General features: G+C 64.4%; 22 protein-coding genes. 18 read left to right on the top strand and 4 right to left on the bottom strand.

Features of this window, described 5'->3' with window-relative positions; all coding sequences use genetic code 11:
- Nucleotides 1-16 precede the first annotated feature (16 nt).
- From M0D68_RS09450 to sctC, 9 genes are all read left to right on the top strand, one after another.
- A complete protein-coding gene (locus M0D68_RS09450; RefSeq protein WP_093641324.1) occupies nucleotides 17-415 on the top strand; it encodes a type III secretion protein HrpB2 in 399 nt (132 codons plus the stop codon).
- A gap of 77 nt (nucleotides 416-492) precedes the next feature.
- The gene (gene sctJ / locus M0D68_RS09455) at nucleotides 493-1,323 is read left to right on the top strand and encodes a type III secretion system inner membrane ring lipoprotein SctJ (protein WP_200618529.1); all 831 of its coding nucleotides are present in this window, start codon (nucleotides 493-495) and stop codon (nucleotides 1,321-1,323) included.
- 18 nt (nucleotides 1,324-1,341) lie between these two features.
- Nucleotides 1,342-2,127, top strand: coding sequence for a type III secretion protein HrpB4 (locus M0D68_RS09460; RefSeq protein ID WP_200618471.1), 786 nt, complete (start codon nucleotides 1,342-1,344; stop codon nucleotides 2,125-2,127).
- The gene (sctL, locus tag M0D68_RS09465; RefSeq protein WP_200618470.1) at nucleotides 2,112-2,933 is read left to right on the top strand and encodes a type III secretion system stator protein SctL; all 822 of its coding nucleotides are present in this window, start codon (nucleotides 2,112-2,114) and stop codon (nucleotides 2,931-2,933) included. The genes M0D68_RS09460 and sctL overlap by 16 nt, the downstream gene beginning before the upstream one ends.
- A complete protein-coding gene (sctN, locus tag M0D68_RS09470) occupies nucleotides 2,930-4,279 on the top strand; it encodes a type III secretion system ATPase SctN (protein WP_093641312.1) in 1,350 nt (449 codons plus the stop codon). Before sctL ends, sctN begins: the two co-directional genes overlap by 4 nt.
- A gap of 20 nt (nucleotides 4,280-4,299) precedes the next feature.
- The gene (locus tag M0D68_RS09475) at nucleotides 4,300-4,806 is read left to right on the top strand and encodes a type III secretion protein HrpB7 (RefSeq protein ID WP_200618469.1); all 507 of its coding nucleotides are present in this window, start codon (nucleotides 4,300-4,302) and stop codon (nucleotides 4,804-4,806) included.
- Complete coding sequence (gene sctT, locus M0D68_RS09480; protein ID WP_200618468.1) at nucleotides 4,803-5,657, top strand: type III secretion system export apparatus subunit SctT; 855 nt, start codon at nucleotides 4,803-4,805, stop codon at nucleotides 5,655-5,657. The genes M0D68_RS09475 and sctT overlap by 4 nt, the downstream gene beginning before the upstream one ends.
- A gap of 188 nt (nucleotides 5,658-5,845) precedes the next feature.
- On the top strand, nucleotides 5,846-7,321 hold the full coding sequence (locus M0D68_RS09485; protein ID WP_266224216.1) for a helix-turn-helix transcriptional regulator: 1,476 nt from the start codon (nucleotides 5,846-5,848) through the stop codon (nucleotides 7,319-7,321).
- 75 nt (nucleotides 7,322-7,396) lie between these two features.
- Nucleotides 7,397-9,181 carry a type III secretion system outer membrane ring subunit SctC gene (gene sctC / locus M0D68_RS09490; RefSeq protein WP_200618466.1) on the top strand — a complete coding sequence of 595 codons (1,785 nt, stop codon included), beginning with the start codon at nucleotides 7,397-7,399 and terminating at the stop codon, nucleotides 9,179-9,181.
- A 103-nt stretch (nucleotides 9,182-9,284) separates the two neighbouring features.
- On the opposite strand, the gene M0D68_RS09495 is transcribed toward sctC, so the two are convergent.
- Nucleotides 9,285-10,343 (bottom strand): response regulator transcription factor, encoded by a 1,059-nt coding sequence (locus M0D68_RS09495; protein WP_234486558.1) that lies wholly within the window; start codon nucleotides 10,341-10,343, stop codon nucleotides 9,285-9,287.
- 493 nt (nucleotides 10,344-10,836) lie between these two features.
- Here M0D68_RS09495 and M0D68_RS09500 point away from each other — a divergent pair, with 493 nt between their 5' ends.
- The 3 genes from M0D68_RS09500 to M0D68_RS09510 are packed head-to-tail and all read left to right on the top strand — an operon-like array spanning nucleotide 10,837 to nucleotide 15,370.
- A complete protein-coding gene (locus M0D68_RS09500; protein WP_200618465.1) occupies nucleotides 10,837-11,934 on the top strand; it encodes an aromatic ring-hydroxylating dioxygenase subunit alpha in 1,098 nt (365 codons plus the stop codon).
- Between the two features lie 59 nt (nucleotides 11,935-11,993).
- Entirely contained in the window at nucleotides 11,994-14,015 is a 2,022-nt protein-coding gene (gene menD / locus M0D68_RS09505) for a 2-succinyl-5-enolpyruvyl-6-hydroxy-3-cyclohexene-1-carboxylic-acid synthase (RefSeq protein WP_200618464.1), read from the top strand.
- Nucleotides 14,015-15,370, top strand: a complete 1,356-nt coding sequence (locus M0D68_RS09510) for a polysaccharide pyruvyl transferase family protein (protein WP_200618463.1) — start codon at nucleotides 14,015-14,017, stop codon at nucleotides 15,368-15,370. The genes menD and M0D68_RS09510 overlap by 1 nt, the downstream gene beginning before the upstream one ends.
- Nucleotides 15,371-15,387: 17 nt before the next feature.
- Here the strand turns inward: M0D68_RS09510 and M0D68_RS09515 are convergent, their stop codons facing one another.
- From M0D68_RS09515 to M0D68_RS09525, 3 genes are all read right to left on the bottom strand, one after another.
- A complete protein-coding gene (locus M0D68_RS09515; protein WP_200618462.1) occupies nucleotides 15,388-18,603 on the bottom strand; it encodes a hypothetical protein in 3,216 nt (1,071 codons plus the stop codon).
- A gap of 169 nt (nucleotides 18,604-18,772) precedes the next feature.
- Complete coding sequence (locus M0D68_RS09520) at nucleotides 18,773-19,861, bottom strand: LLM class flavin-dependent oxidoreductase (protein ID WP_200618461.1); 1,089 nt, start codon at nucleotides 19,859-19,861, stop codon at nucleotides 18,773-18,775.
- Nucleotides 19,862-19,876: 15 nt separating this feature from the next.
- Nucleotides 19,877-20,500 (bottom strand): DUF3455 domain-containing protein, encoded by a 624-nt coding sequence (locus M0D68_RS09525; protein WP_234486559.1) that lies wholly within the window; start codon nucleotides 20,498-20,500, stop codon nucleotides 19,877-19,879.
- Nucleotides 20,501-20,847: 347 nt separating this feature from the next.
- Between M0D68_RS09525 and M0D68_RS09530 the strand changes: the two genes are divergently transcribed.
- From M0D68_RS09530 to M0D68_RS09555, 6 genes are all read left to right on the top strand, one after another.
- Complete coding sequence (locus M0D68_RS09530) at nucleotides 20,848-21,789, top strand: TylF/MycF/NovP-related O-methyltransferase (RefSeq protein ID WP_200618459.1); 942 nt, start codon at nucleotides 20,848-20,850, stop codon at nucleotides 21,787-21,789.
- Nucleotides 21,783-22,940: a cupin-like domain-containing protein gene (locus M0D68_RS09535; RefSeq protein ID WP_200618458.1), complete on the top strand. Its 1,158-nt coding sequence runs from the start codon at nucleotides 21,783-21,785 to the stop codon at nucleotides 22,938-22,940. Before M0D68_RS09530 ends, M0D68_RS09535 begins: the two co-directional genes overlap by 7 nt.
- Nucleotides 22,937-23,344 carry a hypothetical protein gene (locus M0D68_RS09540; protein WP_200618457.1) on the top strand — a complete coding sequence of 136 codons (408 nt, stop codon included), beginning with the start codon at nucleotides 22,937-22,939 and terminating at the stop codon, nucleotides 23,342-23,344. The genes M0D68_RS09535 and M0D68_RS09540 overlap by 4 nt, the downstream gene beginning before the upstream one ends.
- 187 nt (nucleotides 23,345-23,531) lie before the next feature.
- The gene (locus M0D68_RS09545; protein WP_200618456.1) at nucleotides 23,532-24,362 is read left to right on the top strand and encodes a hypothetical protein; all 831 of its coding nucleotides are present in this window, start codon (nucleotides 23,532-23,534) and stop codon (nucleotides 24,360-24,362) included.
- A gap of 163 nt (nucleotides 24,363-24,525) precedes the next feature.
- The gene (locus tag M0D68_RS09550; protein WP_200618455.1) at nucleotides 24,526-25,239 is read left to right on the top strand and encodes an alanyl-tRNA editing protein; all 714 of its coding nucleotides are present in this window, start codon (nucleotides 24,526-24,528) and stop codon (nucleotides 25,237-25,239) included.
- Between the two features lie 23 nt (nucleotides 25,240-25,262).
- Nucleotides 25,263-26,117, top strand: a complete 855-nt coding sequence (locus M0D68_RS09555; RefSeq protein WP_200618454.1) for an AraC family transcriptional regulator — start codon at nucleotides 25,263-25,265, stop codon at nucleotides 26,115-26,117.
- The last annotated feature ends 20 nt before the right edge of the window (nucleotides 26,118-26,137 follow it).

Raw genomic sequence — 26,137 nt, forward strand, 5'->3', positions numbered from 1 at the left:
GTTTCCGGAGCCGCACATGACCGTCAATGCCACCACGACCGCCTTGCAAGCCTCGCTCGAGCAGATGTCGCAAGGTGCGGGCGCCGCGCCGGCCGCGCAGACCACGCCTGAAATGGCCGACAAGTTCCAGTCGCTGATGCAGAAGTCGCCGATGAGCGCGCCCGCCACGCCGCAGCAGGATGGCACCGCGGTTGCCTCGAAACTGGTCGCGTCGCAGGACGCCGAGTTGCAGCACACCGTTAACGACGCGCTGCAACTCGCCGAGCAGGCGCCGAACATGACGATGAACGAGATGAGCGCGGGCACGATTCGCATGACGCTCGAACTTGCCAGCACGCAGCTCGATCTGGAAGCGAAGATGGGCGTGGTGGATTCGTCGAAGTCGGCGATCGAAACGTTGATGAAGAACCAGTAACGCGCTTGCGCACGCCACCCTGAACGTGGCGCTGCGCCTTCGCGAACCTTGTGCATACGATGCGAGACGCCGCCACCATGTTCGACCGATTGCCGATCCGCCGCCGCGCCGCACCGTTACTCTGCGTACTCGCGTTATGCGTGACGCTGAGCGGCTGCAAGAAAGAGCTGTACGGCAACCTGTCCGAGCAGGACGTCAACGAGATGGTGGTCGCGCTGCTGGAACGCGGCGTGGATGCGTCGAAAGATACGTCGGACGCGGGCAAGACCTGGTCGCTCGACGTCGACGACGCGCAGATGGTGCGCGCCATGGAAGTGCTCCGCGCGCGCGGTTTGCCGCACAACAAGTTCGACGACCTCGGCGCTTTGTTCAAGAAGGACGGCCTGGTTTCGACGCCGACCGAAGAACGTGTGCGATTCATCTACGGCACGTCGCAGGAGTTGTCGTCGACCTTATCGAAGATCGACGGCGTGCTGGTCGCGCGTGTGCAGATCGTGTTGCCGAACAACGACCCGTTGGCGCAGACCATCAAGCCCTCGTCGGCGGCGGTGTTCATCAAGTACCGGCGCGACTCGGATATCGGCGCGCTGGTGCCGCAGATCAAGACGCTCGTCATGCATAGCGTGGAAGGGCTCACCTACGATCAGGTCAGCGTAACCGCGGTTGCGGCGGACCCGGTCGAATACTCGCAACTGCCGCAGAGCAATAGCATGCCGGTGTGGCTGATGGGCGTGTTGGCCGGTGTGGTCGTGCTGGCCGCCACAGCGCTCCTGGTGTTGGCGCGCCGTGGCGTACTGGCGGGACGGCCGGGCGGCGAGGCGGCGGGTGGCACTGGAACGGGCGAGCCCGCGAGCGGCCGCTTCGCTGGATTGCTGGCGCGTTTGCGCCGTCTGCGCCCCGCGAACTGATCCGGCGACGCGGCTACGATGAACGCGCCGACCGATTTGCCTTTCATGCGGGTGGCCGCGGCGCTCGATTCGTATCGCCGCAACCTCGCTACTGCAGCGCAGTGGGCCGATCCGTCGTGGAGCGCCGCGTTGCTCGGCGCGAACGCGGCGCAGTTGGAACATTGGCGTGGCGCGCTCGAGCGTGCCGGTGCAGCAGCGGTTCAAGCCTGTTCTCAGGCTCTCGCTGATGCTGTCGGTGTCAAGCCGCCTTCGTTCGCTTCGCTCACTCATGCCGCGCTGAAACCGACGCCTGCGGGTACCGTACAGCCGAATGCCGTGCTGCTCGATGTGCTGCCGGTCCAGCACGCACTGCAGGTGCTGCGCATGCGTGCGCTGTCGTTCCGGCGCGCCGAGGTGCGTCGTCTGATCGACAAACGCACGCGATCGCAACTGTCGGAATGGACGGGTGTGGGCATCGACCGTCTCACTCAGGACGCCCATCTCGCCGATGCGCCCGATATCGCACGTTTGGCCGCGCGCGCCGCGATGCCGCCGTTGACGGCGCTGGATGCCGGGACGCTGGCGGTAGAAGGCTGCGCGCTGCTGTTGCGCGATCTGGGCGGCACGAACACAACGAGCGGCGCAAGCGGCACGAACGAAAGCGCGCGTGTGCCGTTTCCGCTGCTGCGCCTTGCATTGCCGCGTGTGCTGCCCACTCCCGCATGGCTCGCGTCCGTGCCAGAAGAGCTGGATGCTGCCGGCTCTGCACGCCTCTTCGCGCGTCTATCCGACCTGCTACCGGAGTTTGCATGGCTATTTGGTTGAAGCACGCGCGCTCCGCCTTTGGCGAAATCGATGCCAACGCTTCGTTCGCCCGAGTCGGCGCGGCAGCGGATGTGATTCCCCGCGCGACCTTCGGCGAGCTGGTCTCGATCGACGCAGCCTATGCGGCGCTCGCAGCCGAACGCGATGCGCTGCTCGCCGACGCGCGTGACGAGGCGGCGCGCATCGTCGATGCAGGCCATGCGCAGGCCGCCGAAATCGCCGAACAGGCGCAGCGCGAATACGACACCGCCAGCGAGCAGGGCTACCGCGACGGCTGCGATCGCGCGCTCGCCGACTGGATGCAGCGTCTCGCCGACGTCGCCGATGCGCAGAGCCAGTTGCAGATCCGCATGCGCGAGCGGCTCGCGCAGATCGTGGCGTCGGCGGTCGAACAGATCGTGCGCGTGGAGCGTCACGAGGCGTTGTTCGAACGGGCGCTCGCGACCGTCGACCGCATCGTGGAGGGCGCGACCTATCTGCGTGTCGCCGTTCACCCCGACGACTACGCCGAGGCCAAAGCAACCTTCGACCGGCTCGCCTCGCGCTGGCGCGATCTCGGCCAGCCGATTCCGCTCTCTGTGATCGCGGACAAACGGCTCGATCCTGGCAGTTGCGTTTGCGAGTCCGATTTCGGCACCGTCGACGCGAGCCTCGACACGCAATTGCGCGCCATGCGCAGTGCCGTGTCACGTGCGCTGAAACGCTCGGTCGAAGAAGCCGATGCAAACAGCGACGAGCCGGCGTCAGCCGATGCGGACAACGACGCCGACGGCTACGACCCGCGCAATGACGAGGAAGCAGCATGAGCACTCCGTGGCTCACCCGAACCGTCGATTTCGACCGGCTGACCGACGAGATCGAACGCGAGATTCTCGCCGTGCCGGGTGTGACTCGCACCGGCAAAGTACTGGAAGTGATCGGCACGCTGATCAAAGTGGCCGGTCTCGATCTGTCGCTCGGTGAGTTGTGCGAGTTGCGCGCGCCGAACGGCACCTTGCTTCAGCATGCCGAGGTGATCGGCTTCACGCGCGACGTCGCGCTGCTTTCGCCGTTCTCCCGCCTCGAAAACATTTCGCGTTCGACTCAGGTGATCGGCCTCGGCCGCTCGCTCGCGGTGAAAGTCGGTGACATGCTGCTGGGCCGCGTGATCGATAGTCTCGGCGAACCTGTGGATGGCGGTCCGCCGATTCATTCCGATACGCTACGACCGATTTTCGCTGCGCCGCCCGACCCAATGAGCCGCCGCATGATCGAGGCGCCATTGCCGACCGGCGTGCGCGCCGTCGACGCGATGATGACGCTCGCCGAAGGCCAGCGAATGGGCATCTTTGCGCCGGCCGGCGTGGGTAAAAGTACCTTGCTCGGCATGTTCGCACGCGGCGCTTCGTGCGATGTCAACGTGATCGCGCTGATCGGCGAGCGCGGTCGCGAAGTGCGCGAGTTTGTCGAACTGATCCTCGGACCAGAGGGCATGGCGCGCTCGGTAGTGGTATGCGCGACATCGGACCGTTCGTCGATGGAGCGTGCGAAAGCCGCCTACGTCGCGACTGCAATCGCCGAGTATTTCCGAGACCGTGGCCAGCGCGTACTGCTGATGATGGACTCGCTGACGCGCTTTGCGCGCGCCGGCCGCGAGATCGGTCTAGCTGCCGGCGAGCCGCCCGCAAGACGCGGCTTCCCGCCGTCGATATTCGCCGAATTGCCGCGTTTGCTGGAACGTGCGGGCATGGGCGAAACCGGCTCGATCACCGCGCTCTACACCGTGCTCGCCGAAGACGATAGCGGCAGCGATCCGATCGCGGAAGAAGTGCGAGGCATTCTCGACGGCCACATGATTCTGTCGCGCGAGATCGCGGCGAAGAACCAGTACCCCGCGATCGACGTGCTCGGCAGTTTGTCGCGCGTGATGCCCCAGGTCGTGCCGGACGCTTACGTGCAGGCTGCGGCGCGGATTCGCGAATTGATGGCGAAGCATCGCGAGGTGGAGATGCTGTTGCAGATCGGCGAATATCAGCCCGGCACCAATCCGCTGGCCGATGAAGCCATCGCCAAGGCTGACGCGATCAAGGCGTTCCTGTCGCAACGCACCGGCGACTACGCTGCGCCGAACGAAACGGAAGCGCTGCTGTACGACCTGAGCGGGCTCGGCTGATGGCGGCAGGATCGATGGGTATGCAACAACGGCGCATCGTCGCGCTCGAGCGATCGTGTACGCGGCGCCGGCGTCTCGACGAAACTTTGCGCGTGACGCTTACCGCGCAGCGCAACGCGCAATTGCAACTCGAAGCCGCGCGCGATGCAAAGGCAGACCAGGTCGCGCACGAAGCCGGCGTGCTGCAGTTCTACCAGCATCGCATCGACGGCATGATGACGGGCACCGAACCGTTCTCGCTCGATGACCTGAACAACTGCCGTTTGTACATCGGGGTGGTGAACGACCGGCTGCGCGTGCTCGAAGCGGAACTCGCGCAAGCCGAAGCCGCCGTGCAGGAAAATACTGCGGCGATCGCGCAGACGCAACGCGAGATCGCCCTGAATCAAGGCCGCATCGATCTGTGCGGCGAACGGATTCGCGATATCCGCCGCGCTCAGGAAAACGCGGCTAGCGACGCGAGCGACGAGGAGGCCGAAGAAACCGCGCTCGCGCGACGTTTTCAGGCGCGCGGAGCGCCCGCATGAACGACATCTTTTCCGCGCTGCCGCAACTCGGCACGCTGCTGGTCGGCTACATCACGTTGATCGGCGTGTGCTCGCTGCGCCTGTTCATCGTGATGTTCATTTTCCCGCCGACTGCCGACGGTTTGCTGCAAGGCGTGGTGCGTAATGCAGTCGTGTTGCTGTTCAGCTCCTACGTGGCGTACGGTCAACCCGTCGCGTTCATGCAATCGCTGCACGGCGTCATGTTGCTGGAAGTCGGTCTGCGCGAGGCGTTGATTGGACTCGTGATCGGTTTCGCGGCCTCGGTCGTGTTTTGGGTTGCAGAAGGCGCGGGCACCTATATCGACGATCTGACCGGCTACAACAACGTGCAGATCACCAATCCCACGCGCCAGGAGCAATCAACGCCGACCGCCACGCTGCTCGGGCAAATCGCCTCCGTTGCGTTCTGGGCGCTCGGCGGCATGACCTTTCTGCTCGGTACGCTATACGAGTCGTATCACTGGTGGCCGATCGTCTCGGCGGGGCCGAACGTGTCGAACATCATCGAATCGTTCGTGCTGACGCAGACCGACACGCTAATGCAAACCATCGCCAAGCTCGCCGCGCCGATGATGTTCATTCTGCTGCTGGTCGACTTCGCCTTTGGTTTTGCCGCGAAGTCCGCATCGAAGCTCGATCTGATGACGCTGAGCCAGCCGGTCAAAGGCGCGGTGACGGTGTTGATGCTGGCGCTGTTCGTCGGCATTTTCGTCGACCAGGTGCGCGATCAGGTGACCTTGCGCGGTCTTGAGGCGCAGTTTCGCGTGCTTAACGAAACGACGAAGGCGCCGAATACATCGAACTCTTCCCGTCCGCCGAACAAGCCTTGAGCTTGTGTTGAGAATGCCTTGCAGAACGTCGCTGCGCGGCCGCGCCGATGCAAATCTCAAACCTTCTCAAATGCGCCGCAAATATCAGATTAATTGAAACTTCGTTTGGTGCGCCTCGCTACATTGACTCCACTCGACGCATCGCGCATGCCGCTTGCGACGCGTTCCCGCACTCAGAGGAGTCGTCCATGTTCTCGATGCTTTACTTCCCCGTGGTATCCGCGCTCGCAACGCCCGCACCCTGTGCTCACACCGCACTGTCCGGCCGATTTCTCGATACCTTGCTCGACGGCAAGCTGAACGCCGCGAGTCAGCTGGCGAGCCGCTGGGCCGACGAAGCCGGCAACGCCGAATTCGCGCCGCACGCACTGCAACTGCACGCCGATCTGCAACTGATGCTCGGCATCGAAGTCGAGGCCGAGGAGAACTACCGTCGCTCGCAAAAGCTGATCCGTTCGTCGAAGCACGCGATCCGCACCGCGTCATGCCGCAACGCCGCATGGCAGGCATTTTTCCGGCATCGGCTCGGCACGGCGCTAGCGTGCTTCTCGCGTGTCGCCGATGAACCTGAAATCGAGCCGGCGCGTGCCGTGGAAGCGCACTTCGGCATTGTTTGCGTGCTCTACGAACTGGGCCGCACCAGCGAAGCCGCTGACGCCATCGACGACCTTGTCGAGCGGGTGGAACGCGATCTCGACGATGCAGCGGGCCATTGGCACGCGCTGCTCTCGACGCTGCGCTTCGACCTCGCCGTGCAGATGGAAGTGCGTAACGCGACGGCGCTGCGCGATCACGTTTACTGGCAATCGGGTTTGTCGAGCGAACGCGTGCCGCGGCCGGGCCAGGGGGCTGATGCGAGCGTCGACAGCCTTGCACGCGCCGTGTTCGGCGTGCGTTCGCCGTTGCTGCGCGCGCGCATCGACTATCTGCAGCAATTGCGTCTGGCCGCCTGCGCGGATCGAGATGCGATCGGCGAATTGCAGCGTCATTTGCAGTGGTCGCGCGAGCAGGGAATCGGCGACTATCAGCGCACGCTGCGCCTCGAAATTGCGCTTGCGACACTGGCCGGCGCGGCGCCGCATCTGGCCTGTTCGATTCTGGAGCCGCTGCATCAGATTGGTCGCAACGGCACCACCGGCCACCGTCAGCTCGAATATCTCTACTGCAGCGCCAAAACGCGTCAAGCCGAAGGCCGTGCGCAGGAGTCGCTGCAACTCTATAGCCGCTATGCGCTCGTGGCCATGCAATGTCTGCGCGAAGACTCGCAAGTGCGCGCGCCGTTCCTGCAGCGCAGCGCGAAGGCCTCGCCGCAACTCGACGATGTCGGCGCACGTCTACCGGCCAAGTACCGCCGCGCATATAGCTACGTGCTCGACAATCTCGACAGGCGCGATCTTTCAGTGCGCGAAGTGGCCGCGGAGATCGGCGTAACCGAACGTGCGTTGCAAAGCGCCTTCAAGAATTTCCTCGGACTGTCGCCAACCGAATTGATCCGCCGTCAACGCATGGAGCGGATTCGCGCGGAACTCACCGACCGGTCGTATTCGAGCGATCGCGGCGTGCTGGGCGCGGCGAGCAAGTGGGGCGTGCAAAACCGCTCGACGCTCGTGAACGGTTATCGCAAGCAGTTTCATGAAGCGCCGTCCGAAACGCTTGAACGATAACGCCGCCGCTTTGTTGCCACTGCTGCGCGTTTCGGTATTCGCGGTTTTTTCCATCACCCTCACACAGTCGACTCCATGAAATCGAAGACGCTGTTCTGCGCCGCGTGGCTCGCGGCGTCCCTGACGTTGAGCGCGCTGCAACCTGCTAGCGCTGCTCCCGTGCGATGGCGTGGCACCTCGGTGCACATCGCCGTGGAAGGCAAAGATCTGAAAGACGTGCTGCGCGATTTCACCGCGAGCCAGGGCGTGGCCGCGTCGATCGCGGGCAATGTTCAGGGCGCGGTGACGGGCCGCTTCGACATGTCGCCGCAGCGCTTTCTCGATACGCTCGCTTCGACCTTCGGTTTTGTCTGGTTCTATGACGGCAGCGTGCTGTCGATCAGCAGCGCCAACGACGTCACGCATCAGGTGATCAAGCTCGATCACGCATCCGCTTCCGATCTGCGCGCCGCGCTGCATACGATGAGTGTCGACGACGCGCGCTTTCCGGTCGTATATGACGAAAGCGCGGGCACGGCGATCGTCAACGGCCCGCCGCAATATGTGCAGATGGTGAGCGAGATCGCCCGACGCCTCGACGAGAACGCGAGCCGCCGCAGCGGCTCCGTGATTCGCGTGTTCAAGCTGAAGCACGCCTGGGCCGCGGACCACAAGGTGCAGATCGATGGCAACACGATCACGGTGCCGGGTGTGGCCACCGTGCTGTCGAACATGTATCACGCGAAGCAGGAGAAGGGCGGTGGCCAATCGCAGACCTCGGTGTCGCCGAATATGCAACGCGTGCAGCCGATGAACGACGTGGGCGGCGGCAACAGTGGCGGCGCGCCGGTCATGAATCCGCCATTGCCGCCCAATATGGCAGACGGGCAAGGCTCCGCGCTCGGCGGCCTGGTCGGCAACGCGCAGCCTTCTAACTACGGCAGCACGGGCAGTGTCGGCTACGCGAACGCGCCTGGCGCTTCGCAGACGAGCCAGCCGAGCGGCGGCGATCTGAGCTTGCCGATCATGCAGCCCGATCCGACCACCAACTCGGTGCTGATCCGCGATACGCCGCAGCGTATCGACCAGTACGCGTCGCTGATCGATCAGCTCGACACGCGGCCCAAGCTGATCGAGATCGAAGCGCACATCATCGAAATCGACGACGACGTGCTCGCGCAAATCGGTGTGGACTGGCGCGCGCACAACAGTCACCTCGACTTCCAGACCGGCACGGGAACGTATCAGCAGAACAGCTACGCGAACGGCCAGATCAATCCGAACTTCGGCACCACGACGCTTGCCGACGGCACCACGGTGGTTTCCGCGACGCCGGTGGGCGCCTCGATCACCGCCGTGCTCGGCGATGCGGGGCGTTACCTGATGGCGCGCGTCAATGCGATGCAGAGTACCTCGAAGGCAAAGATCGACGCGTCGCCGAAGGTCGCCACGCTCGATAACGTCGAGGCCGTGATGGACAACAAGACCAAGTTCTTCGTGCGTGTGTCCGGCTATACGTCGGCGGATCTGTATAGCGTATCGACCGGCGTCTCGCTGCGCGTGCTGCCGATGGTCGTGCAGGAAGATGGCCAGACGCGCATCAAACTCGAGGTGCATATCGAAGACGGTCAGCTGACCGGCCAGCAGGTCGACAACATTCCGGTGATCACCAGCAGCGAGATCAATACGCAGGCCTTTGTCGGCCAGGGCGAGAGCCTGTTGATCGCCGGCTACAGCGTGGATAACAACTCGAACGGCGTGACCGGTGTGCCGGGCCTGTCGAAGATTCCGCTTATCGGCGCACTGTTCCGCAACAACAACGACTCGCGCTCGCATATGGAACGCGTCTTCCTGTTGTCGCCACGGGTGCTGGATCTGTAATCGAGGGCTGTGTTATGAAACGAGGGGCAGGCGCACGCAGCGCTCGCCCCTATATGCGTTCGATGCTCCGCTTTAGCGGTGGCGTGCGTCCCCTAGCCGGCGTTTAGCGGCGCCGCCCGTTGCTCCCTAGCAGCGCGGCGGGAATCGAGAACGACGTCAATGCCGACGAAGAATCGCTGCCGGGAGATTCAGCCCCGCGCGCCGTGAAGCCCGCTACCGGGTGCACGAAGTGCGCGGTGCCGCTGTGCCACATGGCCGCATACTGGCCCCATGGTTGTGCGCTGCGAGCGGCTTCGCTGTCTTTTGCATGGACGTCGAGCGTTCGGGAGGGGCGCGTTGTTTGCCCGACGCATTCTATATTCGCTTCGTGGCGAGCGATGTCGACGACTTCAGTGATCGCCGTAATCGCATCCACGGTCTGCTCGACCTGGACTATCCCCGGCATGATGGCGTCGGCATCCGCCTTGCCATCGCACAACTCGACGCGATATCCGTGCGCATACATCGTGCGTAGCTGGACGCCTGACGCGCCGTTCAGCCCCAGCTTCTTGCGCAGCTTGTAGATGTGCTGTTCGAGCGTGCGGCCCACGATATCTTCCGTGCTGCTCCAGATCGCACCGGCAATCTGTCTGCGGCTCACGTATTCACCGGCGCGTGAGAACAGCAGCCATGCAATCGCGAATTCGCGCACTGTCAGGCGGATTTCGCGTTCGTCCACCAGCACCGTGCCGGTACGACGGTCCAGGCGATAAGGACCGAGTTCGGCCCGGTCTTCGGATTGCAACGGTGGCGGCGACTGGAACCGGCGCAACGCCTGGTAGGTGCGTACCTCGAGTTCGCCCTGATCGATCGGTGAGAGCACGACATCGTCGGCGCCAACTTCGAAGGCCCGTTCGATGCTGTCACGATCGGCAAATGCGCCGATCACGATCAACGGCGCGCGGCGGTCGCCATAGCAGGCACGGCGCGCGAACACTGCGCGCGTTGCATCGATGCCCGTTGCCGCGTCGACAAGGATGGCGTGATAGTCCTCCCGATAGATCGCCCGCGAGAGCGCGACGTCATCGAGGAAGCGGCAGCATTCGATCGTATCGTCGCGAAAGCATTGGCAAATCAGATTGAACAGACTGCTGCTGGTGGTCATCACGGCGAATTTCAACATGCCCTCCCGGGACTGATGCCTAAGGTTGCTTCCCAAACCGCATTGCGTGTCCCGAAAATTACGGCCCTTAAAATATCAGGGCTGTAACGAATTGTTTCATCGCATGACGCATTGAAATTGCATGAAAGATGGAGAATTTGTTTCGCATCGTTTCGATCCGGTCAATAACCAGACAGATCGCGGCTATTAGCCGGGAGATGCACTTCTAAACACGATTTCGGCAGCAATTACCGTCATGCATTCGGTAACGGGTAAAAGAGACCCGCATCGCCGGGAATCGCACGCGAAGCAAGGTTCGCAGTACCTTTCAGCGTTGCAAGCCGTATTTATTTTTGTTGAGAATCTGAAAAGCGCGTTTTAAGGAATGCGGCTTCGCATTTCCCTGAGCTTTGTTGAATCTGTGGGATGAGCGGCTATTTACACTCGCATGAGGTGGCCGCCAATGCGGCGCCGCGCATTTTTTTCTTGTGCCGATTCCATTGCGAGTGCGCTCATGTCCTTTCTGTTAAACGCGTGGTATGTCGCGGCTTTCGCCCACGAGGTCCGCGCCGACGTGCCGTTTTCGCGCACGCTGCTCGGGCGGCCTGTGGTGCTATATCGCGATGCGGAACAGCGCGCGATCGCGCTCGACGATCGCTGCGCGCATCGTTTCGCGCCGCTGTCGCAAGGCCGTATCGTCGACGGCGTGCTCGAATGTCCGTATCACGGTCTGCGCTTCAGTGCGAACGGACAGTGCGTGCACAATCCTCACGGCGACGGCCGGGTGCCGGCCGGCGCGAAGGTGCGTGCGTACCCTTCGCTCGAACGTTACGGCGCCATCTGGTTCTGGCCGGGCGACCCCGCGCGCGCCGATGCGGCCTTGCTGCCGTCGTTTCCGTTCGTCGATCCCGCCGCTAACGTCACACACGACGGTTACCTGCATACGCGCGCGCACTATCAGCTGAGCGCCGACAATCTGCTCGATCTGAGCCACTTCCAGTTTCTTCATCCCGATACGCTGGGCAGCGAGGCGATCGCGCGCGGCGACGTGCAGTCGGGCAGTCTCGACGACATTGTCTGGGTCCGCCGCAGCGCTTACGACGAAGCGTTGCAGCCGTTCGTCGCGCAAGGCTTCGGGATTCCGCCCGGTACGCGGGTGGATCGCTGGATGGACGTGCGCTGGACGCCGCCTGGATTGCTCTCGATCGTGGTCGGCGTGACCGCGGCGGGCATGCCGCGCGAAGCGGGGCTGATCGCGCCGTCCGCGCATTGGCTGACGCCGGAGACCGAACGCACGACGCATTACTTCTTCGCGTTCGGTTTGCCGAAGGAGATGGGCGACGCGGCGCGCGGCCTGGTGCGCTATGCCGTCGAAGGACTGATGAAGCCGTTCGAGTGCGAGGACCTGCCGATGCTCGAAGCGCAACAGAAGAATCTCGGCGACCACGACTTCTGGGCGATGCAGCCGGCGCTGCTGCCGATCGACGCCGGCGCGATTCGCGCACGACGCGTGATGGAGCGGTTGATTGCGGCGGAGCAGGGCACGGCGCCCGCGCCCGTGCGCACGATTGCGATTACGCCGGTGGCGGGTACGTCGCAAGCGGTGGCTTGATGGGCGCCGTTCCTCATGTTGCGGTGAGAGTTGATCAATTGCCTGGCGAAGTCACAGCAATGGACAGTGAGTTGCTGAACGAAACGGCTGTAACGGCAAGCGCTTTACGATACGAATCTGCCGCGACGGGCAGTGAATCGTTGAGCGAAGCCGGCGCGGCAAGCGGCGAATCGCTGAACGCGGTATGGGTGGAATTCATCGTCGAGATGTTAGGCGCGGCCGGTGTGCGTCGTGCTGTGCTGTGTCCCGGTGGCCGCGCGAGCGCCATGTGCCTCGCGTTCGACGGACATCCGCACATTGCCGTCGAGATGATCAGCACCGATGAGCGCAGCGGCGCCTTCGTCGCACTCGGAATCGCGAAGGCGAGCGGCGAACCGGTCGCGATCGTCACGACGTCCGGCTCGGCGGTAGCGAATGTCTTGCCCGCGCTGACCGAAGCGGATGCGTCTGACGTGCCGCTCGTCGTACTGACGTGCGACCGGCCACGTGCGCTGCGCGGCACCGGTTTTGGACAGATGGCGGATCATCTCGGCGTGACTCGCGCGTTCGTGCGCGCGCAGGCGGACCTGAAAGATCCTGAAGATGCAGTGCAGGCTCTGGAGCAAGCCCGTGATGCGCTCGCGGCAGCGCTTGTTGCGATGTCCAAGGGCGTGGCGGACGTCGATGACAGCTTGTCGCGCGCCGATGTGCATCCATCGTCACAGCGGCCGACGCGTGGTCCGGTGCATATCAATGTCCCGCTCGCGGGTGTTTACGATGCGGTTGAGACGCAGCCGGTTTCGTTCGAAACGGTCCGCGCGGCACGGACTCCGGTGGCTTTGCACGATCATGCCGCGTCCCCCGTATCCGAAGCGTCTCCCGCGCATATCGTCGAACGCGTCATGGCTCGCGTGCTTGCGAAGCGCGGTAGCGTTCCGCTCAGTAACGGCCTCAACGGGTTGATCGTGGTCGGCCCTGAACCGGGCGTGCCACTCGAAGCGATTTTCGCGCTGGCCGCGGCGAGTGGCTTTCCCGTGCTAGCCGACGCGGGCAGCGGGCTGCGATCGGGGCCGTCGGCGTTGGCGCCGCAAGCGGCCGCGCGCGGCGCGGCGGGCGCATTGATCGTCAACGCATTCGATGTATTCGGCGGTGCCGCACGGCTCGCATCGGCGCGCGCGGAACTGATCGTGCGCTTCGGCCTCGCGCCGGTTATGCCGGTGCTGCACGCGTACCTCGAAGCACACGCCGACGTGCCGGCGATCAAGATCGCGCCTTGCCGTGTGGCGCATGACTATCTGCATCCGGCTCTGGATCCACGCGACGTGCTGGTTGCGCCGTCATCGGCGATGCTGCAAGAGATTGCCGCAGCGCTGGCCGAAGCAGTGCAGCGGCGTACACATGCCGACGCCAGTCCCAACGCACCCACGCCGCCTCGCCCGACCGTCGCCTTTTCCTGGCGCGACCGCTGGGCAAGCGTCGCCGGTTACGGCGCACGCGAGCGGCGCGCTTGCGTCGCATCGCTCGCCTGGGGCGAAGTGTCGGCGGTTCATTGCGTGCTGGCGGCGCCCGGCTTTGCCTTCGTTCATCTCGGCAATTCCATGTCGATGCGTCACGCCGATATCGGCTACGACGTACGCGCCGCGCGCCAGGACATCTATGTGAATCGCGGCGTGAGCGGCATCGACGGCACGATGGCGACGTTCATCGGCGAAGCGCTCGCGCGCCGCGATGCGGGTCTGCTGCTGCTCGGCGATCAGGCGTTGATCCACGACCTTTCCTCACTGGCGAGCGCGCAACGTGTGTGTACGCCAGCCTGCATCTGTGTGGTCGACAACGGCGGCGGCGCGATCTTCGACTTTTTGCCGATTGCGCATGCACCGGCCTATCGGCGCACGATCCGCAATCCCTACAAACTAGATATCGGCGCGCTCGCGCAGGCGTTCGGGCTCGCGCATCGCCGTGTCGAGACGCGCGACGCGTTGGACGAGGCGCTCGCCGAAGCACGCGATCACGCCGGCGTGACGATCATCGAAGTGGCGGTGGAACCGTATTCCGGCGCGCTGCAAATGCAGCAACTCGCGCAAGCTTTGGGAGCGACGTGATGGATTGGGATATTGTCGAGAGCCCGTTGCAGCGTTCGCTTGCCGCGTTGAATCGCTATGCAAGCTCACCCGCGCCGGACGAGGTGTTTCTCGACGACATGCAGCAACGCATCAACGCGGCACGGCGTGCGCCCGGCCGCTGCGATCCAGGCGCGAATCGTGACGCGCCGCGCGTATTGCTGCTCGGCTATAGCGGCGCGGGCAACACCGGCGCCGATCTGCGTACGATTGAGACGATCGCCCAGTTGCGTCGCCTGCTCGAGCCGCGTATCACGCTGTTTGCGCTCGGAGACTGCTTCGATCATCCGCTGCTTGCCGGCACGCCGCGGCTCACGCCTTCGCTGCCTTATCTGCCCGATGCGCTCGACGCCGCCGTGCGCGACGCCGATCTCGTGCTGAACGTGGAAGGCTCGACCTATACGTCGAAGTTTTCCGACTCGTTGGCGGGCGTGCTGATCGGCGGGATTGCGCTTGCGCATGCGCATCGGCGGCCGGCGATTGCATACGGTGTCGATAGCGGCACGATGAGCACTGCGCTCACGCGCTTTGTCGAACGCAATGCGCAAGCCGGCGAAGTCATTTGCCGCAACGACGCTGCGCGTGTACAACTTGCTTCGCTCGGCGTTAGCGCACAAGTGGGCGCCGATACCGCATGGACTTATCGGGCGCCCGCTGACACAAGCAACGACGCGTCGCCCGGTTCACGCCGCGTCGCGCTATGCCCGAACAATCCGTTCTGGTGGCCAGTGCATGCCGACGCCGCGCGGGCGCGTGAACTCGACGCACGCGGCGAGGCATCATCGCTGCGCTATGGTCCTTTGCATTTTCACAGTTGGAACACGGCGCGCGCCGAGGCCTATCACGCCTATCTCGATCGCTTCGCGCAGATCGCTGTCGGCTTGAGGGAGCAGGGTTACACGCCGGTGCTGGTGGGGATGGAGCAACTCGATAGCGGCGCTTGCGCCGATCTGGCGGCCCGTGTCCCATTCCCAATCGACATCGTTGGACGCGGCCCGCATACGCTCGACGAAGTGGCCGCCACGGTCGCGCATGCAGCATGCGTGGTGACAACGCGCTATCACGCGGCAGTACTCGCGATCTCGCATGGCGTGCCGGTGTTCGGGCTCTCGATGGACGCGCGCATCGAACGTCTCCTGAGCGAGGTGGGTTGCGAGTCATGGAGCGCGGCATGCGATGGCGACGACGGCGCACACGCCGCGCTCGCAGCCATCGCATCGCTGCAGAACGACGGTGTGCGCGGCGCGTTGGTTGCCGCATACGGCGACTATGCGCTCAGCCAACGCGCCCGTTTCGACGCGATGGGTGAGCGGGTGCGCGCCGTGCTCGAAGGCTAGGCGCGCTCAGTTCACGGTCAAGGCACCGACAACGAACTGAGTTCCCGCTGCGCGCTGACCTGCTTGACCGCCTGCGCCGTGCCGACATACGAGAGCCCCGACGTGCGCGACGCCGAATTCGACTCGTAGCTGTACAGCACATGATTCGTCCAGCTTGTCGGCGATTCGAGCAAGCGCGCGATTTCGCCGCGAATCCGCAGCATTTCCCTCTGCTCGTCCTGGGTTGGCGTGCGTCCGCCCTGCTCGAACATCCGCAGCGTGCCGCGATACGCGTTGATTTCGGCAGCCGCTTCCGGCACGATGCGCTGCCGCTCGCCATAGTATTGATTGCCGCGCGTCGCGTTGAGCTTGACCTTGGTCTGGTACGTGTTCAATGCGTTCTGGCCGCCGTTTACCGAATGCGCCCATGCATCATTGCGGCTGTCGATGTATTGCAGGTAATTGCCGACGCTGGTGAATTCGGTGTCGCGATAGGTGCGCTCGGGCACGATGTCGCCGCTCTCTTCATAGAGCCGCAGCGTCGAGCCGGTGCCCGTTTGCAGCAAGGTCGTGCCGAAGCCGACCAGCGGTGCGCTCGAAAACGACAGTGAATTGAATGGCCCGGCGTTGCCGATCGGCACGGGCGGCGGGCTCGATACCAGCGTGGCGCTGCCATTGACTGCGAACCGATGACCGCTGCTCGATTTGTCGACATTGCGCGCGCCGCTCTGATCGGTCGAGTGAGCCTTGCTCGAACTGAACACGGCCTCGCCCGTTACGAGCGGCCCGAACTTGACGTTGGCCGGGGTCACATAACGCGCGCCGCCCGTCACCGCGAGCGAGCCGTAATTCGAACGGCTCTTGTTGTCGACCCAGCCGATCGACACATCCGGATCGGCAAAGAACCTGTCCGCCATGCCATTCCACATTTCGTCCTTTGTGCGCGGCAGTTGTCCGCCGGGACCGGAGCCGCCGAGCGTGCGCACCACGTCGGTCATCTTGCCGCGCCAGGCCTCAGGGTCGTTGTTGCCGGTCTGGTCGAACGGCGTGCGGATTACCACGCCGCGCGGATTGCTGGTGTCGCGGCCGCCAATCACGGACCCGTAGCCGCTCGCCATCGCCTTGCCGCCAGCGAGTGACCAGCCAATGAAGCCGCCGACGCCCAGGTGCGCGGACTTGCGGTTGTCGGTGCCGATAAACATTTCGCCGTGATGCGAGGTGGAGCCGACTTCGAGCAGCGCGTGACGGCCTTTCAGATAGCGCACGTCCGGCGCTACCGAGGCGCTCGGCGCGCCGACGAGGCCGAGCGCGGTTGCGATGTTCTCGGAGATGTTCGCGTCGAGCCCGTAGACGCCGCCACTCGACATCTGCACGCTCCACGTCTTCGGCACGTTTTCGACCAGATGGCACAACGAATCGATGTTGCCTTGCGGCGTGGCCGGCGTCGCCACCGGATCCTGACGGATCGCCTGCATGCGGTCGAGATTCTGGCCAAGCGTGCGGTTGGTCGCGCCGATCGGCGCATTCATATCCGCGCCCGACTCGGTTGCCCAGGCGCGCAGCGTCTCGGCGTTCATCTTCGGCAGATCGCGGAACGCCGGGCTGTTGCGCACCGTGTCCTTATCGACGTTCAGCGCGCCAGCAACGTCGCGCGCAATCTGATTGCGTTGCAGACGGCCGAATTTCGTGTCGTCGCGCAACCAGCCCTTGGCGCCGATATTCCCCTTCCAGTTGCGTAGCGCGGCGGCGCGCACAGCGGCGTTCATCGTCGCGTTGTCCGGCGCCTGGCCGCGCTGCCGGTGCGGCGCGTTCACCACCTGCGTGTTTAGCGCGTCGACCACCGTGTCGATGGATTGCAGCGTGCTGAAGTCCTTGTCCGGATGATCCATCAGACCGCCGGCGGTGCCCATGCCGAGCGCCGAGATCGGATCCTTCTCGTGGCCGAAGCTTTGCTTGACGCCGCTGCGAAATCGCTGCGCCGTGCGATTCATCCACGAGCCGGTGCGTGCCGACGTCGCGTTGCGCTGCGCATGCTTGACCACCGAGTACATACGATTCTGCACCTGGCCGACATCAGCTTCGGCGATGCCGTTGCGATGCGCGAGGTAGGCTGATCGAAGATGCGTTTGCGGTTGCGCGCGCGGACTCTCGAGCAATGCGTTGCCGCACAGCATCGCCTTGGCGGTCTGCGTATGCGGCGTCAGCGCGAGGCTGATCGCGGCCTGCTGCTGGCTTTGCGCGACCTGGGTGTTGGCGTCGCGTTCGGCGGCCGGCAGCATGGCGTTGGCCGATGCCGCGAGTTCGGGCAGCGTGCCGGGTTTTTCCATGCCGTTCGGCCATGCCGACAACAGCGTGTCGGCGGCGCGCCAGGTTTGCCAGTCGGCTTCCGCGTGAACCTTGCGGTCGCGGTCGGTCGGCGCCTGGATGTTGCCTCCCATCGGCGGCGCCGCTTCGACGTTGCGCAGCGCGTGAAACGCGGCTCGCGAGCGCGCCATCGCGCAGCGAGTCGCGAACGCGTCGCGCGTCTGCTGCGGAGTGGGATTCTGGATCGTGCCTTGCAGCACGCCGAGCACGTCGCTTGCGCGTTGCACGTTGCCGCCAGTCGCTTCGGCGAGCGCGTGACCGAGATAGCGCGACTTCGCGAGCGGCGGGTCGCCGCGCTGACCTTGCGGAATCGCGTCGCGGATATTGGCCAGCAGCGTGTCGCGCTCGGTTGCGAACTGCGTACCCGCTTCAGCCGGAAAGCTCTCGGCAAGATGCGCGTCGGCCCTGGCCGGGTCGCGCAGTTCGGTGCTTGCTTGCGACAAGGCTCGCTCGTTCTTGCCGACCGCAGTCTTCACGTTGGTGTTGTTGTGCGAATTGACGCCAAGCGGAGTGCTCGCGTTGGCCTTCGGCGTGTGCATTTGCCCAGGGCTTGGCAGGATGTCCGGCGCGGGCCGCGATGCGCGCACGGTGGTCCGTGCATGGAACGGCGTGAAGGCGCTGTTCGCACCGCTGCCGGTCAGGTCGTTCAGGGGCGAGCCTTGCGGCATCGGGTCGCTATGCGTCTGCCCTGGTCCAAGCGGCGTCTGCACTGGCGCGCTGGGCAGATGGTTGCGCAATGCGCGCAGCTTGTCGAGCGGGCCGCCAACCACTCTCGTTTCAGGCAGCGGTACATTGTTCTGCGGCTGATTCGCCTGCGGGGCCGCAGGCTGCTGCTGTTGCTGAACGGGCGGTGCGCCGCGTGAGAAAGGGTTGCGAATCCCGAATGGCACGAGCGGTCTCCCATGTGAGGACGGTCGCGTCGGCAACTCGCCGACGATGACGAATTTTCATCGCCACGTCACATTGCAGTGCTGGAAGTCCGAAGTGAGGGCCGAGGATGCGAACGTGGCAGATGCAAACGTCGTGCGCAGGAACGCGTGTCATGCGCGCTGAATGCGTTCACCACGCCAAGGTGGATTCCCATTGCGGGCGCGATGCCGGCGCTTGCTGGGTGGTCGCTGCAAGCGCACCGTTCGCGAATGCGGGCATCACGTCGCGTGCGAACCGGCGCATCGACTCCATCGCCATCTCATGCGGCATCGAACCAAACCAGAAGCTCGCGCTGAAATAATCGCAGCCGAGGCCGGCTTGAATCCGGCGCAATTGGTGAATACATTCGTCGGCGGTGCCGATCACGAGGAAATCGTTGCGTAGCGCGTCGTCGGACGGTTCGTCGGGTAGCGGTTGGTCCGGCACGACGCCGTCCACCACGTCGCCCATGTCGTGACGCAGGCGCAGCGTCGCGCGTCCGTTCCAGCGCGCATGTTCGACAGCCTCGCGGGCCTGAGCTTCGTTTTGCGCGACGAACACCGGCCGCTGCGTGCCGATGCGTACAGTCGAGAGTGCAGGGGCGAGGTCCGGATAATGGCGCCGTACGTCGGTCAGCTTCGAAATGGGTTCGAGCACGCCGGTGAAGAGATTTGCGCGCCGTCGCACCGCCTGTTCGACCGACGCTCGCCGGCTCGAATTGACGACGAGCCATACCGGCATCGCGCGTTGCAGCGGTTGCGGGACGAGGCCGGTGCGGGGAATGTTGAAGTACTCGCCCTGGTGCGAGAACACGGGTTCGCGTAGTGCTTGCAAGAGCACGTCGATCGCTTCGTCGTCGCGGGCGGAGGTGGCGCCTTTGACAAGCTGGAAGCGCTCGTACTGATAGCGTTGATAGCCGCTGCCAAGCCCGGCTTCGACACGTCCGCCGCTCAACACATCGAGCGTGGCGAGTTCTTCCGCAATCACGAGCGGATGATGCAGCGGCACCGGCACGATCGCCGGACCGAGGCGCAGATGGTGGGTGCGTGCGGCGATATGGGACAGCAGCATCAGCGGCCGTGACGAGTGCGAGTAGTTCGTGAAGTGATGTTCGGCGAGCCACAGGTGGCTGAAGCCGAGCGTATCGGCGGCTTCGGCCATCGCGATCGCGCGCTGGTAGAGCTCGGCTGCCGGCTTCGGCTCCGGGGCAGGCAACGTCATGAACAAACCGAATTGCATCGTCGACTCCTCGGGTTACTGCGTGGCCTGATTCGCCGACAAGGCGACCGGCGCGCGGCCTTTAGCGCGGTAGAACATATAGGTCGCGCCGTACGGCACGAGCAGATGCGCGCCCTCGAGTTCGCACGACGGTTGCGGCGGCACACCGCCCGTGGTGTCGATGCGCTGGATCGAGCTGACGTCGGCGAAACGGCCCTCGCCCGGGCGCGGGGCCGCGACGAAGCGGGCCGTGTAGCGCGCCCAGGTCAGCGCATTGGCGCCCACCTGGCTTTCGGCGGCGACGTTGCCGATCACGTAGCTGCCGTCGTAGGAGAGAAAGTAGCGGCCCGGCGCGACGGTGCCGACGCTTTGGCCGGCGGCGTCGACGAGGGTTGCTTCGGAACCCAAAGGATCCCAGAGCAGCTGCGTGCCGTCACGGGCGACGCCAGGGATCGTGTCAGGCAGCGCGACTGGGCCCGCCTTGATGCGGCGGCATATGTAGGTTTCGTCGCCATGGGTGGTCATGACTTCCTGGAGCACCTCGTCCTGGTTGGCTCGCAAGGCCACGGGCAAGGACTCGTCTGCCGTCGGCGGGGGCGGTTTAGGCGGCGTCGCGCAGCCGGCGAGTGCGAGCAGGCAGCCGGCCACGAGGCAGGTCATCGACGGGCGCAGCAACTGCGCGGGGCGGGGCGGAAAACCAGTCATTGGCGGAAGGGGAAGGCGGCGATGCTGCCATCACACCTGATCCGGCATGCCGCTGCGTGGCTCGACACGAAAGACTGCATTGAAAACCGCACGCAGTGGGTGGGACACGCATGCTGGCCGGCGCGCCCAGGCGCCAACCCTCCGCGGTTCGCATGAGCATGCATCCGTTCGTGATTCAGCTGAACGGGGGGCCGTGTCGGCCGATACTGGTTCGGGCTTGCCGCCGCGCCGCGCCTTGCGTATGGCGGCTTTCTCGCACACGTCTCGTCCGCTAACGGCCCGAGCGCCCACCCGAACCCGCGATGGAATTGAATCCTTCGAGTCCTTCTTCCGCTTCTTTGTCCGGCCCTGAGCCGCAGCTATCCATGCTGGTCGCCGACGACGAGCGCGCCTATGCGTATCTGGCGATGATCCGCCGCTACATTGGCGGCGCGGCCGACATTCACGACCTCGCGCAAGCCGCCGCGGCCCAAACTGCGCCAATCACCGCCGACGATTGCGTCGAACGGCTCGCCGATGCGGACCGTGTGTTTGCCGAATGGCTCGCGCCACTGCATCGCACGGCCGCCGAGGTCGCCGGTATCGAACCGTCGCGCATGGCGGACGCGCTCAACCACATGCACCACGAGTCGCGTCGTTTGACGATGTGCGACGACGTGCTACTCGATAACGTCGTCGAGTTGGCGCGCCTCGTGATCGACGAGCGCGTGCCGGGCGACTTCATCGAAACGGGCGTATGGCGCGGCGGCGTGACGATTCTGATGCGCGCCGCGCTGACCGCGTTCGGCGGCTTTGGCCGCAACGTCTGGGTGGCCGATTCGTTCGCGGGTCTGCCCGCGCCGAACCCTGCCACGGATTTGCGCGATGCCATCTGGCATCACCTGATGCGCGCGGTCGGCCTGCTGCGCAGCGATCTGGCGACCGTGCGCGAAGCTTTCGCGCGCGCGAGCCTGCTCGATCGCCGCGTGCGTTTTCTGCCGGGCTGGTTCGCCGATACGTTGCCGGACGCGCCGATCGAGCGCCTCGCGTTGATGCGTCTCGATGGCGACTGGTACGACTCGACCCGTGACGCACTCGAGGCCTTGTATGCGCGCCTGTCACCGGGTGGCTTCGTGATCGTCGACGACTATGGTCTGCCAACCGGCTGCGCACGCGCCGTCGACGAATACCGCGCCGTGCATCGCATCGACGCTCCGCTTACGCGTGTCAATACGCAGGCGGTCTACTGGCGCAAGCCATGGTGAGCATGACGGCGCATGTCGAACTCAGCGCGGTTCTGGAAGCGCGGCTTAGCGCACATTACGTGGCGCCGCCACAAGCGGTGGCCGTCGATCTGATCGTCAGCGATTGCGCGGATGCCAGCCGCCGTTTCACGTTTGGTCCGCGGATCGAGTCGACGTCGATCCCACCCGACGACGTGCACCGCGCCGCAGCCCGCATCACGCTGAGCCGCGCGTTGTTGAGCGCGATGCTCGACGATCCCACCGGCTTCGATCCGCGCAGTGCGGCGGCAATGGCGTTCGGCGGCGTGCGAATCGACGGCGCTGAGCGGCTCGCCGCTTACTGGTTGCAACTGCTCAAGCGACCCTCGGCGGCGGCCCGCATGGCGCTGGAGCGAGCCCGGCGGCGCGCACCCGCAGCGCTGGCGACCGTGCCGGCGCTGCAGGCCAGCGGCTGCGGCGATCAGGACCTGCACGCGGCACTCGCAGACACGCTCGATGCCTCCGTCCCGCTGGTGTTGCGCGGCATGGTGAGCTGGCCCGAAGTCGCCTGGACACTCGATGATTGGCGTACTCACGAGGGCGCTACTGTACTGCGCGCGAATCCGTCGAGCGGCCTTCCGCAAACCGTTGCCGACTTTATCGATGGATTCGCCGTACAGCCTCTCGCCGACACAAGCGCCGCCACCTACACGGAAGGCTGCCTCCTGCCGCCCGCATGGGAAGTGCGTTTTTCATTGCCGATGCTTCCGGCGCATATGTTCGGCGCGGGGCAACTCTGGTTCGGGCGGGCCAGCGCCGCCTCACTGGTTACGCGTTTGCACTGTGATATGGCGAATTCGTTTCTTGCACAGATTCACGGCCGCAAGCGGGTGCGGCTCTATGCGCCTGCTCAGGAAGGCGCTGTCTACGCGCTCGATGCATTCAACACGTATCGCCCTTGCCGCGTCGATGTAGCGGCTCCGGACCTGGCACGCTTTCCGCGCTTTGCCGGTGCGCTTGGCGTGGACGTCATGCTCGAACCGGGCGATCTGCTGGTGATTCCAACCGGCTGGTTTCACTGCGTCTGGGCGCTGGATCATGTGCTGTCGATCAGTCGTTTTGCCGACGACGAAAGTGCGTCGACGCTGCTCGACGGCAGGCTTTTACAACCGAATATAACGAGGACCGGATGATCGGCGTACCCCGAAGCGATTCGCCTTGCACCTCCTTTCTGCCATTCGCGCGCGGCATGGCCGTGACAGCGCTGATTGCGTCGGCCACAGCGCTAAGCCCGTTATCCGCGCATGCACAGGCTTCGTCGGCAATGACGCAGGTCTGCACGACGCGTGCGAACAACGCGAAGCTGATCGCACAGGACCGCGATGCTGGCGTCAGCAAGGAAGACGAGTTGCGCAAGGCGCAGCATGTAGCGGCGGCAATGCCGATTGAACGACAGTTGTACGCGCAGGCGGAATTGACGACCTTTATCGACCGTCTGTACGGACAGTACGCCAAAACACCGCCGCAGCAGGCCTACGATAAGTACCTGGCTTACTGCGAAGAGCAGGCCGCGCGCGGCGCTGCGCAGGTCCAATGATGTGCCGTGCCGGATGCCACGCATTCCCCCTCACACAGACATGGCTTCGCATTTTCGGCCCGCTTTTCGCATGGGCCGAAACCGGCCCAGTTGGCCCAATTAGCATTAGACGACCCCGGACCGCCGCTGTGTTTCGTTTCACATCCGCATGACCGATGGCGGTCTATCTTCCCTTGCAGAGGATCCCATGACCGCTATCGCCAACGACGCCGTCTCCAGTTTTGCCACACCCAGCCTCGACTCGTCGTTCTCTTCAGAAGATCAGTCCATCCAGCAGCTGGAGCAGCAAGTCGATGCGATGATCAACCAGGTGTTGCAGCAAAGTTCGTCGTCGGTGGGACAGAACGCGATGGCGCAGAACGCGTCGAGCACGCTCGCGAGTTACATGAACCAGAACGGCATCAAGTCGCTCGACCCGAATCAGCTTTATCAACTGGCCAACAATCCGCCTGCCGGCACGCCGCCCGATGTGTCCGCCGCGGCGTCGTACATGCTGCAAAATCCGGACGTCTATAAGCAGATCGAGACGCACGACGTGTCAGGTGCTGACGGTATTTCCGGCGTGGGCAACTTCGAGTGGGCCGCGCAAGGCGGCCTCGACAGCGAGCCGTCGCCGAGCACGACCGATACGCTCGATTCGACCTCGACCCAAGGCGCCATGATGGATGCGCAAAGCGCGTCCGGCGCGCTGGCGAGCTACATGAGCCAGAACGGCATTTCGTCGCTCGATCCGGACCAGCTCTACAAGCTCGCCAATAATCCGCCCGCCGGCACACCGTCCGACGTGTCCGCCGCAGCGTCGTACATGCTGCAGAACCCGGACGTCTACAAGCAGATCGAGACGCACGACGTGTCCGGTGCGGACGGTGTTTCTGGCGTGAGCAACTTCCAGTGGGCCGCGCAAGGCGGCCTCGACCAGACGGTTTCCGGCAACGGTTCGTTCAATTTGCCCAACCTGAACACGGATCTGGCGCTCAATTCGCCCAATCTGAACCTTCAGCAGACGCTGTCCGTCTGATCGCCCAAGCGCGTGGCGGCTTACCGGCCGCCTTACGCCTGATCCGCAAAAGACGGGCGGCCATGGTCCGGGCCTAACCGCAGAGAGCATTTTTGACCAAGACGACCTCCCATGAGACTGAGTATCCTAGGCGTAATCAGTCATTTCATGCGGGGAATTCAAGGTGGCGCATTATCTTTGCCATGAGCAGCCGGACTTACTCGAGTTTGAAACGAGCGTGATCGCCTCGCGGCCCGGCGCCGTCGTGCTAGGCCGCACGGCCTTGCACCCGGGCGGCGGAGGCCAGGTGTCGGACGCCGCAACCCTGACCCACGCGAACGGCGCCGTCCGCATTACCGGCGTCGCGCCGGAAGGCGGCATGCTCTGGCATCTGCTCGACGAGCCGCTCGAACTGAATGGCGAGGTCCACGTGGCCGTCGACGCGGCCCGGCGTTCCACCGTCGCCCAGCTTCATACCGCCACGCATATTCTCAACGCCCTCGTGTATCAGCGCTTCGCCGGCGCACTCGTGACCGGCGCGCAGATCAATGCCGACGGCACCGCCCGCATGGATTTCGATCTGCCCGAGGCGGATAACGACGCATTGCGCCTGCTCGAGGAGCCCGCCAACGAGGTGATCCGTAGCGCCATGGACGTACGGACTTACTACGTCAGCGCAGCGGAGGCGAAATCGACGCAGGGCCTGATCCGCAGTCTTTCAGTGGCGCCGCCGCCGACCTCCGACGGCACCGTGCGGATCGTCGAAATCGGCGACCTGGACCGGCAGGCTTGCGGCGGCACGCATCTGACCAACACGGCGCAATCGAAACCGATCCGCATCGTGAAGATAGAAAACAAGGGGCGCCGCAATCGCCGGGTCAGAATAGAGCTGGTTTGAAGGGCATCCCGGGAGAGCGAGCCATGGACACATCGGATAAAAGCGAGCCGGAAGTGGTGTGCTGGCGAGACGGCGCGCTCGACGGCGCCTGTCTCGCCAGCGCCCGCTACGGCGAGCACAAATTCGACCGGCATCTGCACGACGAACTCGTCATTGTCATGACGCAGTCCGGTGCAGGGCAGTGTCATACGCGTACCGGCAGCGAAGTCGCCGGACCCGGCAGCGTGCTCGTGTTCGGACCTGGCGAATATCACAGCGGCGAGGTGTGGGAAGGCCGCGAATGGAATTACCGCGCCATTTATCTCGACATGGAAGGACTGGGCGCGCTGGGTGCTGTGTTTTCACCCGACTCGCGTCCGGACAAACCGCTTCTGATCCCGCCCGGGCTCTATCAGGATGCGCATCTGGCCGGCCTGCTGGTCAAGGCGCATGCGAGTCTCGACCAGCACGGCTCGGTCTCGCTGATGGAGCGGCAGGCGAATTGGTGGGCGGCGATGGGGATGCTGGTCGGGCGCTACGGGCAATCGCGGCACGAGCTCGGCGAAGCACGGCGGGAGGCCCACAAGATGGCGCAGGTGCGGGAGTACGTCGCCGCCAACTATGCGCGAGATATTCCGGTCGATGAGCTGGCGGAACTGGTGGGGCTGAGCCGCTATTACCTCACGCGTGCCTTCTGTAAAGAGTTTGGACTGCCGCCGCACGCCTACGCGACGCAGGTGCGGCTACTTGCAGCCAAACGCATGCTTGCGGCGGGGCATAGCGCGGCGAGCGCTGCCGCGGCCGTCGGCTTTTACGATCAAAGCCATCTCAACCGGCTTTTCAAGCGGGCCTATGGGATCACACCGGGCACGTATGCGGCGCTGAAGCCTGGGCATTAAGTCCGCGCGTTGCACCTCTA

Origin of the sequence: Paraburkholderia sp. SEWSISQ10-3 4, from assembly GCF_030464785.1 — a bacterium.
Taxonomy (GTDB): Bacteria; Pseudomonadota; Gammaproteobacteria; order Burkholderiales; family Burkholderiaceae; genus Paraburkholderia; species Paraburkholderia aspalathi.

What these genes read in the sequence shown, in the direction of transcription:
- M0D68_RS09450 (WP_093641324.1), top strand. Translation starts at nt 17, where the DNA reads ATGACCGTCAATGCCACCACGACCGCCTTGCAAGCCTCGCTCGAGCAG.
- sctJ (WP_200618529.1), top strand. Translation starts at nt 493, where the DNA reads ATGTTCGACCGATTGCCGATCCGCCGCCGCGCCGCACCGTTACTCTGC.
- M0D68_RS09460 (WP_200618471.1), top strand. Translation starts at nt 1,342, where the DNA reads ATGAACGCGCCGACCGATTTGCCTTTCATGCGGGTGGCCGCGGCGCTC.
- sctL (WP_200618470.1), top strand. Translation starts at nt 2,112, where the DNA reads ATGGCTATTTGGTTGAAGCACGCGCGCTCCGCCTTTGGCGAAATCGAT.
- sctN (WP_093641312.1), top strand. Translation starts at nt 2,930, where the DNA reads ATGAGCACTCCGTGGCTCACCCGAACCGTCGATTTCGACCGGCTGACC.
- M0D68_RS09475 (WP_200618469.1), top strand. Translation starts at nt 4,300, where the DNA reads ATGCAACAACGGCGCATCGTCGCGCTCGAGCGATCGTGTACGCGGCGC.
- sctT (WP_200618468.1), top strand. Translation starts at nt 4,803, where the DNA reads ATGAACGACATCTTTTCCGCGCTGCCGCAACTCGGCACGCTGCTGGTC.
- M0D68_RS09485 (WP_266224216.1), top strand. Translation starts at nt 5,846, where the DNA reads ATGTTCTCGATGCTTTACTTCCCCGTGGTATCCGCGCTCGCAACGCCC.
- sctC (WP_200618466.1), top strand. Translation starts at nt 7,397, where the DNA reads ATGAAATCGAAGACGCTGTTCTGCGCCGCGTGGCTCGCGGCGTCCCTG.
- M0D68_RS09495 (WP_234486558.1), bottom strand. Translation starts at nt 10,343, where the DNA reads ATGTTGAAATTCGCCGTGATGACCACCAGCAGCAGTCTGTTCAATCTG.
- M0D68_RS09500 (WP_200618465.1), top strand. Translation starts at nt 10,837, where the DNA reads ATGTCCTTTCTGTTAAACGCGTGGTATGTCGCGGCTTTCGCCCACGAG.
- menD (WP_200618464.1), top strand. Translation starts at nt 11,994, where the DNA reads ATGGACAGTGAGTTGCTGAACGAAACGGCTGTAACGGCAAGCGCTTTA.
- M0D68_RS09510 (WP_200618463.1), top strand. Translation starts at nt 14,015, where the DNA reads ATGGATTGGGATATTGTCGAGAGCCCGTTGCAGCGTTCGCTTGCCGCG.
- M0D68_RS09520 (WP_200618461.1), bottom strand. Translation starts at nt 19,861, where the DNA reads ATGCAATTCGGTTTGTTCATGACGTTGCCTGCCCCGGAGCCGAAGCCG.
- M0D68_RS09525 (WP_234486559.1), bottom strand. Translation starts at nt 20,500, where the DNA reads ATGACCTGCCTCGTGGCCGGCTGCCTGCTCGCACTCGCCGGCTGCGCG.
- M0D68_RS09530 (WP_200618459.1), top strand. Translation starts at nt 20,848, where the DNA reads ATGGAATTGAATCCTTCGAGTCCTTCTTCCGCTTCTTTGTCCGGCCCT.
- M0D68_RS09535 (WP_200618458.1), top strand. Translation starts at nt 21,783, where the DNA reads ATGGTGAGCATGACGGCGCATGTCGAACTCAGCGCGGTTCTGGAAGCG.
- M0D68_RS09540 (WP_200618457.1), top strand. Translation starts at nt 22,937, where the DNA reads ATGATCGGCGTACCCCGAAGCGATTCGCCTTGCACCTCCTTTCTGCCA.
- M0D68_RS09545 (WP_200618456.1), top strand. Translation starts at nt 23,532, where the DNA reads ATGACCGCTATCGCCAACGACGCCGTCTCCAGTTTTGCCACACCCAGC.
- M0D68_RS09555 (WP_200618454.1), top strand. Translation starts at nt 25,263, where the DNA reads ATGGACACATCGGATAAAAGCGAGCCGGAAGTGGTGTGCTGGCGAGAC.